The organism is Streptomyces sp. T39 (assembly GCF_008042045.1).
In the GTDB taxonomy this organism is placed as follows: Bacteria; Actinomycetota; Actinomycetes; order Streptomycetales; family Streptomycetaceae; genus Streptomyces.
The window spans coordinates 1,140,111-1,149,333 of record NZ_RDBP01000012.1; the positions used below are offsets into that span (position 1 = coordinate 1,140,111).

Annotated in this window: 11 protein-coding genes; 4 read left to right on the plus strand and 7 right to left on the minus strand. The window is 72.7% G+C overall.

The features are described 5' to 3' along the window. Nucleotides 1–72: 72 nt before the first annotated feature. From EAO77_RS06025 to EAO77_RS39785, 3 genes are all read left to right on the plus strand, one after another. The gene (locus tag EAO77_RS06025) at nt 73–429 is read left to right on the plus strand and encodes a hypothetical protein (RefSeq protein WP_147987044.1); all 357 of its coding nucleotides are present in this window, start codon (nt 73–75) and stop codon (nt 427–429) included. A 2-nt stretch (nt 430–431) separates the two neighbouring features. After that, complete coding sequence (locus tag EAO77_RS06030; RefSeq protein WP_147987045.1) at nt 432–1,799, plus strand: FtsK/SpoIIIE domain-containing protein; 1,368 nt, start codon at nt 432–434, stop codon at nt 1,797–1,799. A gap of 81 nt (nt 1,800–1,880) precedes the next feature. After that, on the plus strand, nt 1,881–2,546 hold the full coding sequence (locus EAO77_RS39785; protein ID WP_261993815.1) for a DUF2637 domain-containing protein: 666 nt from the start codon (nt 1,881–1,883) through the stop codon (nt 2,544–2,546). 215 nt (nt 2,547–2,761) lie between these two features. Here the strand turns inward: EAO77_RS39785 and EAO77_RS06040 are convergent, their stop codons facing one another. Beyond that, the gene (locus EAO77_RS06040) at nt 2,762–3,733 is read right to left on the minus strand and encodes an asparaginase (protein ID WP_147987046.1); all 972 of its coding nucleotides are present in this window, start codon (nt 3,731–3,733) and stop codon (nt 2,762–2,764) included. A gap of 74 nt (nt 3,734–3,807) precedes the next feature. Beyond that, entirely contained in the window at nt 3,808–4,401 is a 594-nt protein-coding gene (locus tag EAO77_RS06045; protein WP_147987047.1) for an ABC transporter substrate-binding protein, read from the minus strand. A 158-nt stretch (nt 4,402–4,559) separates the two neighbouring features. Between EAO77_RS06045 and dtd the strand changes: the two genes are divergently transcribed. Continuing rightward, complete coding sequence (gene dtd / locus EAO77_RS06050; protein WP_147987048.1) at nt 4,560–4,997, plus strand: D-aminoacyl-tRNA deacylase; 438 nt, start codon at nt 4,560–4,562, stop codon at nt 4,995–4,997. Nucleotides 4,998–5,101: 104 nt separating this feature from the next. On the opposite strand, the gene EAO77_RS06055 is transcribed toward dtd, so the two are convergent. From EAO77_RS06055 to EAO77_RS06080, 5 genes are all read right to left on the minus strand, one after another. After that, nucleotides 5,102–6,067: a YgfZ/GcvT domain-containing protein gene (locus EAO77_RS06055; RefSeq protein WP_147987049.1), complete on the minus strand. Its 966-nt coding sequence runs from the start codon at nt 6,065–6,067 to the stop codon at nt 5,102–5,104. Nucleotides 6,068–6,076: 9 nt separating this feature from the next. Beyond that, a complete protein-coding gene (locus EAO77_RS06060; RefSeq protein WP_147987050.1) occupies nt 6,077–6,514 on the minus strand; it encodes a Fur family transcriptional regulator in 438 nt (145 codons plus the stop codon). Nucleotides 6,515–6,569: 55 nt separating this feature from the next. Then, nucleotides 6,570–7,142: an FABP family protein gene (locus tag EAO77_RS06065; RefSeq protein WP_147987051.1), complete on the minus strand. Its 573-nt coding sequence runs from the start codon at nt 7,140–7,142 to the stop codon at nt 6,570–6,572. A 223-nt stretch (nt 7,143–7,365) separates the two neighbouring features. Next, on the minus strand, nt 7,366–8,451 hold the full coding sequence (locus EAO77_RS06075; protein ID WP_261993816.1) for a hypothetical protein: 1,086 nt from the start codon (nt 8,449–8,451) through the stop codon (nt 7,366–7,368). Further along, complete coding sequence (locus tag EAO77_RS06080; RefSeq protein WP_261993817.1) at nt 8,448–9,191, minus strand: hypothetical protein; 744 nt, start codon at nt 9,189–9,191, stop codon at nt 8,448–8,450. Before EAO77_RS06080 ends, EAO77_RS06075 begins: the two co-directional genes overlap by 4 nt. Nucleotides 9,192–9,223: the final 32 nt, after the last annotated feature.

The window sequence follows — 9,223 nt, forward strand, 5'->3', positions numbered from 1 at the left end:
GTCCTGCACTCTTCTTCATGTCACTCCTATACATGAGTGATAGAGTCCAGCACTTCTAAAGGAGTGATCTCTGTGCGTCAGATCCCCGTCGACACCTCCGCCGCGTCCGTGATGGTGGCGAAGCCCCCGCAGCCGAAGGTGAAGGACCGTCGTACTGGCGAGCGGTCCGTGGACATGGAGACCGGTGCCGCGCTGTCGACCGTGGACGTGATGTTCGCGGCGAACGGTGAGGTGGAGATCCTTTCGGTGACCGTCCCGGAGACCGGTGTCTCCGCCGACCTGGTCATGGGCACCCCGGTCGCGATCACGGGTCTCGTGGCCCGGCCCTGGGAGAACGAGTTCAACGGGCAGCGCCGTCACGGCATCGCGTTCCGGGCGGTCGCGGTGACCTCGCTGGCCGAAATCGCATCGCAGCCGAAGGCCGCCTGATCATGGAGTGGCTGACCACTGCGGTGGTGCTGCTGGTCGTCGCCGTCGCGGGTTTCCTGCGGTGGCGGCGTCCCGCCTGGTACTGGCTGAGCTTCGGGGTCGCGCTGGCCGCGGTGCGGGTCCTGGTCCGGTACACGTCGGTGATGGAGGCATGCGGGCTGACCGTTCCGCCTCCGCGCTGGCGGCTCACCCTGGCCCGGCTGACCGGCCGTCCCGTCCCGGAGTCCCGCGCTCCGCGGCTGCTGCGGCTCCGCCCCACCCGCACCGGCCTCGTCTTACGGCTGGGGCTCCGCCCGGGACAGGACGCCTTCGACGTCTCCGCCTCGTGCGACCGGCTGCGGCACTCCTTCTCGATGTACGGCGTCACGTCCCGCGAGATCCGCTCCGGCGTGGTCGAGCTGCGGATGACCGGCTACGACGTCCTCAAGCGGGTGCAAATGCCGGCCGTCGTCGAGCGGTCCCCGATGCGGGTGCCCGTCGCGCTGCGGGAGGACGGCGCCGTGCACTTCCGGGACTACCGGTCATGCCCGCACGCGCTGACCATCGGCGCCACCAAGTCCGGGAAGTCCGTCTACCAGCGCAACCTCGTCGCCGAACTGGCCGCGCTACCGGTCGCCTTGATCGGCATCGACTGCAAGCAGGGCGTCGAACTGTTCCCGCTCGCGCGCCGCTTCTCCGCACTCGCCGACAACCCCGACTCCGCCGCCGACCTGCTCGATGCGCTGCTGGCCCACATGGAGGGCGTTTACCAGCTCATCCGGGCCGAGCAGCGCATCACCGCTGATGTCCCAGACGCGGAGATCGCTGCCGACATCTGGGACCTGCCCGACCACCTCCGGCCCACCCCTGTCGTCGTCCTGGTCGACGAAGTCGCCGAACTCGCCCTGTTTGCCAACAAGGACGAGGAGAAGCGACGGGACCGGATCATCACCGCCCTGGCCCGGCTCGCCCAGCTCGGCCGCGCCGCCGGCATCTATCTCGAAGTCTGTGGGCAGCGCTTCGGCTCCGAACTCGGCAAGGGCATCACCATGCTCCGCGCCCAGCTCACCGGCCGCACCGCCCACCGCGTCAACGACGAGACCTCCGCCAACATGGCCTTCGGGGACATCGCCCCGGACGCCGTCCTCGCCGCCATCCAGATCCCCACCAGCGCCCCCGGCATCGCCGTCACCGGCGACACGACCGGCGGCTGGCACCGCATCCGCGCCCCGCACACCACGCTCCGCCAGGCCGTGAACGCCTGCAACCGGCACGCGCACCTGACCCCGGTCCTCCGCGGCCTGGACGCGTTCCGGCCCGCCGTCGCCCCGCCCCCGCGACCGCCCAAGGTCATCCCGGCCCAAGCGGCTGAGACACCCGCCACCGCCTGATCCACCCCACTCCCGATCGGCGCACCCGCGCCGACTCCCTACCCCCGCCATGCCCGAAACGCCTGCGAAGGAGGTGAGGACATGACCCGCAAGCTCCGCGTCGACGCCGTCCTGGTGCAGGCCCTGATCGCCGGGGCCCTGTCCTTCTCCCACCTGCACGACCTGGCCGAAGCCGCCGGACAGACCGGATGGAAGGCATGGGCCTACCCCGTCTCCGTCGACCTTCTTCTGGTCGCCGCCTGGCGACGCATGAGCAAGCACGCCGACAACGGCGCCGCCTGGCTCTGGTTCACCATCGCCCTCGCCGCCTCCCTCGGCGCCAACATCGCCACCGCCGGCCTCCTCGACCTGAGCGACGTGCCCGACTGGCTGCGCATCCTCGTCGCCGGATGGCCCGCCCTCGCCTTCCTCGGCGGCACCCTCCTGGCCCACGCCCCCACACCGCACGCCGATCCCGAACCGCGCGCGGTCCTCGACCGCGAACCCGTCACCGCCGACGCACCGACCGCTCCGGAGCCCGCCACCGCCACCGAGCCGGGCCAGGGCGGTGATGATCCGGTCCCGTCGCTTCTCCTCGTCCTTGTTGGCAAACAGGGCGAGTTCGGCGACTTCGTCGACCGCCGGGCGGCCACCTCCTCGTCCGTGACCAGCGGGGGGCGCAGGAAGCCGGTGGCCAGGGCTCGCAGCCAGTCGGACAGTTCGGACTCGGTGACCGGACGGATCTCGACGCTCATACCGTCACGCTAGGCAGACCGCCGCCCGGGCCGCACTCGGTTTTCGCGCCACCGGGCACGGGGCCGGGGCGTCGCCCGGAATCCGGGCCGCTCGGCGGCTCAGAAGGCCGCGCGGACCCGTATCGCGATGCGCGGCCCCGCAGCCCGTGCCCGTGCCCGCGTCCGGGCGGCCCCGGGCACGGTGCGGGGTGGCCCCACGACCTCGCGCAGCCCGCGCCGCTCGGCGGCTCAGAACGCCGCGCGGACCTCGCCCACCTCGTCGCCGCCGCCGAGCAGCGGCATGTGGCCGATGCGGTCCAGGACCGGCGCGTCCACGCCCATCAGCCGCAGTGCGCGGGCGAGCACCGGGCCGAGCGCCCGGCCCGCACCGTCGTCGATCTTGAAGGCCAGCGCCCTGCCGTCCGCCAGCGCGACCGCCTGCACCGCCTCGGCGCCCATCTTGGACAGCGTCCCCGGCACCTCCCGCATCAGCCAGGTGTCGGGCCGCCGCGTCCCCGCGACGTACTCGGGGTGCGCCCGCATCGCGTCCGCCACCCGGCGCTCGGCCGTGCCGGGCGCCGCGAGGACGAAGTGCCGGAACGCCCGTGCCAGACCGGTCAGCGAAAGAGCCATCAGCGGGGCGCCGCAGCCGTCCGTGCCGACGGCCGCGACCGGCTCGCCCGCGGCCTCCTCCACGACGGAGTGCACCAGGCGCTGCAGGGGGTGGCCCGGGTCCAGATACGCCGCGCGGTCCCATCCGTTCAGCTCGCAGGCGGCCAGCATGGCCGTGTGCTTGCCGGAGCAGTTCATCGTGACGCGGTCCCGGACGTGTCCGGTGGCGAGGTACGCCTCGGCCGCGACCGGGTCGAGCGGCAGGTCAGGCGGGGTGCGGAGCTCGTCGGCGGAGATCCCGTACTCGGCGAGCATCTTGCGGACCAGGTCGAGGTGGAAGTCCTCGCCCGAGTGGCTCGCCGCGGCCAGTGCCAGCCGCTCGCCCGCGAGGTCGAGACCGGCCCGGAGCACGGCGGCGGCCTGCATGGGCTTGTTCGACGAGCGGGGGAAGACCGGGGCCGACGGGTCGCCGAGCGCCAGCTCGACGCTGCCGTCCGCAGCCAGCACCACCAGCGAGCCGCGATGGTGGCCCTCGACGAAGCCGGAACGGACGACCTCGGCGAGGACCGGGGGTATGACCGCGGTGGCGGGGGCGACGGAGGAGGTCATGGTGGCCGGCCTTCCGGTACGTGCGACCCGCGCACCCCCGAGGCGACGCCGGAGGATCGCCCCGGCCGGACTCGTCAGATGAGCAGGTCGTCTACTTGTGCTTCGCCTTCACGGTACCTGCGGGCGATCTCGGCACTGCAATCGTCGGCGGTCCGCTGGAGCTGCTGCCGGCGCCGCGAGACACGCTGTTCGTAGGCGAGCAGGCGCCCCATGGCGTCGTGCAGCTCGTCGTCCGTCCGGGCGCCGAGGTCCGAGAGGCCGATCTCGTCGAGCATGTCGGAGGCCAGCCGCCGGTACTCCTCGCCGTGCGGCGTGGAGAGCGTGACGTGGCGGACCGAGGAGCCGCGGCGGGAGGGCGCGTCGGCCAGGATCTCCGAGAGCCGGTCGACGACGGGAGTCTCCGGGTCCGCCCGGCGGGCCACCTCCGCACGGAGGATGTCGAGCCGGCCCTGGACGAGGCGCCGGACGTAGCTGAGGTCCGCCTCGTCCCGCTGCGAGTCCCGGCGCAGCGCCCGCAGCTCCGGCAGCCGCAGGGCCTGGAGATCGGGTTGCGGAGGTTCGGGGAGCAGGTCTCCGGCACGGGGCCGGGGCGGGCGGGCGGGCTCCGGGAGGTCCGCCGGGCAGCTCTGTACGGGACCGAGCCGAGGCCCGGCTCCAGATGTGGTCATGTGCGTCGTCCGTCCCCTCGCGACCGGTGCATGGGCCACCCGGGGCCCGACGGGCCGCGGGATTGCACCGCCTGGGTGCATGGTGCCACTCCGGTACCCCCGACGCGGTCGGTCTGCACCTGTTCGGCCCCGAATGGCGGCCAGGTAGTTTTCTCCGCATGCGTGCAGTGGTGCAGAGGGTGGACGGCGCGAGCGTCGTCGTACCGGGTGAGACGGGCCCCGAGACGGTGGGCGAGATCACGGGCGAGGGCCTGTGCGTGCTGGTGGGGGTCACCCATGACGACACACCGGAGAAGGCGGCCCAACTGGCCCGCAAACTATGGTCCGTTCGTATGCTCGCGGACGAGAAGTCCTGCTCGGACGTGGACGCGCCCCTGCTGGTGATCTCGCAGTTCACCCTCTACGGGGACGCCCGCAAGGGGCGCCGCCCCACCTGGAACGCCGCCGCCCCGGGCCCGGTCGCCGAGCCCCTCGTCGACGAGGTGGTGGCGCAGCTGAGGGCGCTGGGGGCGACCGTGGCGACCGGCCGCTTCGGCGCGCAGATGCGGGTGTCGCTCACCAACGACGGCCCGTTCACCGTCCTCGTCGAGATCTGACGGGCCCTCGTCGAGGCCCGACGGGCGGCGCCGCCGGCCCGTCGGCGGGACCCGTCGTGCTCTGCCCCGCCGGCCGGAGCCGCCGGCACGCCGGGCCCGCGCGTCTACGGCTCGACGACGGCCTCCTGCGCCGCGGCCGTGCCGCCCGCGACCAGCGCGGCGTCGAGGGGCACGTTCCGCTTCACCAGGGCGAGCGCGATCGGCCCGAGTTCGTGGTGGCGGCCGGAGGTGGTGATGAAGCCGAGCTGACGGCCCTCCTCGCCGTCGGCGGCCAGTTTCAGCGGCGTGCCCGGCGCCGGAAGGTGGACCTCGCTGCCGTCCAGGTGCAGGAAGACGAGGCGGCGCGGCGGCTTCCCCAGGTTGTGGACACGGGCGACGGTCTCCTGGCCGCGGTAGCAGCCCTTCTGGAGATGGACGGCGCTGCCGATCCAGCCCAGCTCATGGGGGATGGTGCGGTGGTCGGTCTCGAAACCGAGCCGCGGCCGGTGCCCCTCGATCCGCAGCGCCTCGTACGCCAGGATGCCCGCGAGAGGGCCCTGCTCGGCCGCGTACGCCTCCAGACCGCCGCGCGGCAGGAAGAGGTCGCGGCCGTGCGCCGTCTCCCGGACGACCACGCCGTCGGGCACCGCGGCGATGGATCCCGCCGGCAGATGGACGACCGCGAAGTCGTCGGTGCGGTCGGCGACCTCGACCCGGTAGAAGAACTTCATCGACTCCAGATAGGCGATCAGCGCCTCCTGGGTGTCCGGCTCCACGTGCGCCCAGACCGTCGTCCCGTCGTCCACGAGATAGAGGGCGTGCTCGATGTGGCCGTTCGCGGAGAGGATCAGCGCCTCGGTCGCCCGGCCCGCGGGCAGCTCGCTCACGTGCTGGGTGAGCAGCAGATGCAGCCAGCTCAGCCGGTCGTCCCCGGTGACGGTGACGACACCGCGGTGCGAGAGGTCGACCAGCCCCTTGCCGTCGGCGAGTGCGCGCTGCTCACGGAACAGGTCGCCGTAGTGCGCGGCGACCCCTTCGTCGCGTCCCTCGGCCGGCACCGCGCCGGGCAGGGACAGGAGAGGGCTCTTCATGCGACAAGCCTACGACCCGGTGGACGGCTTCCCCTCGGCGCAGTCCCCGCACCTGCCGAAGATCGCGAAGTGCTTCATGTCGGTGTCGAACCCGAACTGCCGCCGCAGCTTCTCGGTGAACTCCGCCGCCACCGTCACATCGGCCTCGATCACCTCGGTGCAGTCCCGGCACACCAGGTGCAGATGATGGTGCCGGTCCGCCAGGTGGTAGGTGGGGGCGCCGTGACCGAGGTGGGCGTGGGAGACGAGCCCCAGCTCCTCCAGCAGCTCCAGGGTCCGGTAGACCGTGGAGATGTTGACTCCGGACGCCGTCTTGCGCACCTCGCCCAGGATGTCGTCCGGGGTGGCGTGCTCGAGCGTGTCGACGGCTTCGAGGACAAGCTGGCGCTGCGGGGTCAGCCGGTAGCCGCGCTGCCGCAGATCGCTCTTCCAGTCGGTGCTCACCACGCCCCCAGTGTAGGCAGCGGCGCCCCTGTGCGAAGGGGCGCTTGCCCGACGGCCCCTACTTGAAGAACGCGATCCCGTCGTCGGGCAGGTCGCCCAGGTCCTTGGCCCAGGAGGCGACCTCCTCGGGGGTGACGACCTTCTTCAGGTGCGCCGACATGTACGGCCGCAGCGGGACCTCCGGGGTGGCCTTCTCGCCCACCCACATCAGGTCGCTCTTCACATAGCCGTAGAGCCGCTTGCCCCCGCTGTACGGCCCGGAGGCCGCGGTGCGCGCGACGGCGTCGGTGACCAGGTCGATCTGCGGCTTCTGGTCGGCCAGCTCTCCGTACCAGATCTCCACGATGCCCTGGTCGCGCACCATGACGACCTCGACCTTGCGGTCCTTGTCGATGCGCCAGTAGCCGCTCTCGCTCTCCAGCGGACGCACCTTGTTGCCCTCGGCGTCGAGGACCCACGAGTGCGAGACGTACTCGATGAAGTCCCGGCCGTCGTGGCTGAAGGTGACGGACTGGCCGAAGTTGCACTTCTCGGCGCCGGGGAAGTCCGATACGCCCGCGCCTTCCCACGTGCCGAGGAGGAACGCGAGGGGGACGAGGTCCGGGTTGAGGTCGGACGGGATCTCGATCATGAGCAGCTCTGTCGGTCGGTGGTGGAGGTACGGGCGGTCAGCGCTGGCCCTGGTACAGCTTCTTCACGGCGAGGCCGGTGAAGGCGAGCACGGCGACGCAGACCAGTGCCAGCAGGACTTCGAAGAAAACGATCACGGGAGAGCTCCTCGCGGGGCGTGACGGCAGTACGGGCCGGACCCCAGCTTAGTGGGCCGGGGTCCGGCACGTTCTGCGAGGTCGGCGTCAGCCGAGCAGCTGGTTCTGCAGGACCACCGTCTGGTGGAACGGCACCCGCGGCACCTCGCCCTTCCGGGAGAGCACCACGAAGGCGACGGTGTCGCCCGCGGTGATGTAGGCGTGCCGCACATGGACGGGGCCGCGGGGGGCGGCCTCGTCGTAGACGTAGCGCTCGGTGGACAGCATCTTCGCCCTCGGGTCGTACGCGTCGTCGACCGACGAGAGCTCCTCGACGCCCTCGGGACGCAGTGCCATGTCGGGCCCGCCGCTCATATGGGTGCGGAAGTAATGGCCGGCCACGGCGGACGTGTGGAAGCGCAGCAGGAAGACCCGGGCCCTGGTGCCGTCCGGCATGGTCCAGCCGCGTGCCACCACCTGTCGCACCCGCGCCTCGGTGAGATGCTCGCGCAGCGCCTCCCGCTCCTCCTCGGCGTACTCGCCGAGATAGCGGTCGACACTTACGCGCCCCTGCTCGGTGCGGAGCGCCGGGTCTGGCCGGCCGCCCGCCGGGGCGGGAAGCAGCAGCTTGCCCAGGTCGGCGTAGTGGATCTCGCCGGGGTTCTCCTCCGCGAACGGCAGCGGTGCGCCGGCCGGCAGGGCCGGCTTGACGAGGCGCGGGTACTCCCAGCGTCCGTCGGACAGCGTCGACAGACCGGGCACGTCCGTGCGCTCCTGCGCGAGGATCCCGTACGCCGTACCCGTGCCGGTGGCGGCGAGCACGAGCACCGCCGCGGTCCAGCGCAGCACGGCGCGCAGCACCCGGCGGTCGCGGGGAACCGCGGGCGCGGAGACGTCCGCGACGGCCGTGGCGGGTGCGTCCGGAGCCGGGACGGGAGCCTCGGCAGGCGGGAGCGCGGCCGTGGCGGGTGCGTCCGGAGCCGGGACGGGAGCCTCGGCAGGCGGGAGCGCGGCCGTGGCGGGTGCGTCCGGAGCCGGGGCGGGAGCCTCGGCCGCGTCGGCGGGCGGAGCCGGAACCGCCGAGGCCGAGGGCGAGGCGTCCGCCGCTGCCGTCGGCACGGCGGCGGGTGCCGGCTCGGCCACGGTCACCGCGGTTCCACCGTCCTCGGCCGCGGGCTTGTTCTCCTCGGTCACACTGCCTCCCCGGGCGACGTGATGTGGTCGAGCTGATCGGCCACGAGGCGGGCGATGTCGCGGGTCGGCAGCTCCTCTGGGCCGTATCCGGCGACGGAGACGAGCACCTCGCCCACCTGCGCCCAGCACATCATCATGTCCATCTCCGTGGTGTCCGTCTCCGGCAGCAGGACGCAGACCGCCTCCCGGTGTCCCTTGATGGAGGGCCCCTTCCGGAAGAGGCCGGACTCGTCCCGCATCTCCTTCGTGAGCGCGACGAATTCCTCGCCCGCGCCGCGGTTGCCCATCCTGGCCAGGGTCGTCTCGACCGCGAGAGACCCGTCCATGGCCCGGTAGCTCCGCATGGCCAAGCCCTTGAGCCGCAGCGCGTCGATCTCCTTGTCGTGGCGCCTGCGCTCCTTGCTCGGCAGTCCGCGCGAGCTCTCCTTCAGCAGGGCGACGGCACGCCGCGCGTCCACCACCGTGTCGTTGCCGAATTCGGCGACGTCGGGCCCCGGCACATATCCGGCCGGCATCGGCAGGAGCTGGGCACGCAGTCCGGTGGGCGCGGAGGGCTCGGAGGCCGGCTCCGCGTTCTCGTCCGGCCCGGCCCACACGGTCGTGGGCGCCGTGCGGTCCGCGTCCCCCACCGCGGACCAGCCCCACCCGCCGGCCCCCGCGAGAAGGGCCAGTCCCACGGCGCCCGCGACCAGCGCGAGTACCTTTCGCCTGCGGCGCTCAGAAGCCGGGGCGATCGCCACAGCGGCCTCCGGCACAGGCGCGGCGGTCCCGC

Excerpts from the sequence above, each read along its gene's own strand:
- EAO77_RS06030 (WP_147987045.1), top strand. The coding sequence starts at position 432 with ATGGAGTGGCTGACCACTGCGGTGGTGCTGCTGGTCGTCGCCGTCGCG.
- EAO77_RS39785 (WP_261993815.1), top strand. The coding sequence starts at position 1,881 with ATGACCCGCAAGCTCCGCGTCGACGCCGTCCTGGTGCAGGCCCTGATC.
- EAO77_RS06040 (WP_147987046.1), bottom strand. The coding sequence starts at position 3,733 with ATGACCTCCTCCGTCGCCCCCGCCACCGCGGTCATACCCCCGGTCCTC.
- EAO77_RS06045 (WP_147987047.1), bottom strand. The coding sequence starts at position 4,401 with ATGACCACATCTGGAGCCGGGCCTCGGCTCGGTCCCGTACAGAGCTGC.
- dtd (WP_147987048.1), top strand. The coding sequence starts at position 4,560 with ATGCGTGCAGTGGTGCAGAGGGTGGACGGCGCGAGCGTCGTCGTACCG.
- EAO77_RS06055 (WP_147987049.1), bottom strand. The coding sequence starts at position 6,067 with ATGAAGAGCCCTCTCCTGTCCCTGCCCGGCGCGGTGCCGGCCGAGGGA.
- EAO77_RS06065 (WP_147987051.1), bottom strand. The coding sequence starts at position 7,142 with ATGATCGAGATCCCGTCCGACCTCAACCCGGACCTCGTCCCCCTCGCG.